The following is a 242-nucleotide window of genomic DNA, read 5'->3' as shown; positions in this document are numbered from 1 at the left end:
CGGCAGGCCTTGAACAGGAACATGCCGCTGATCCAGTAGCACTCGCCCGACTCGTCGTACCGCCGTGCGGTCTCTGCATCGGGTTTCTCCCCGAACCGGTCGACCGCCCGCACCGCACCGCCCGCGGAGGCCTTGATGTAGCCATAGCCGGTCTCCAGCCCGGTCGGCACGATGCCCAACGTGGCCAGCTTGCCCTCCTGCGCGGGAGGCCGGGCGCTCAGCTCCGCCGCGCGGAAAGCCGC

Annotated in this window: 1 protein-coding gene; it reads right to left on the bottom strand. The window is 70.7% G+C overall.

Annotated features, from left to right (window positions below; genetic code table 11):
• Window positions 1-242: sugar phosphate nucleotidyltransferase (locus KVS69_RS20340; protein ID WP_254622317.1), on the bottom strand; the 242-nt coding region annotated here is incomplete at both ends.

This window comes from Stenotrophomonas sp. GbtcB23 (assembly GCF_019091045.1).
Taxonomy (GTDB): domain Bacteria; phylum Pseudomonadota; class Gammaproteobacteria; order Xanthomonadales; family Xanthomonadaceae; genus Stenotrophomonas; species Stenotrophomonas rhizophila_A.
This window is presented reverse-complemented; position numbering and strand designations above follow the sequence as displayed.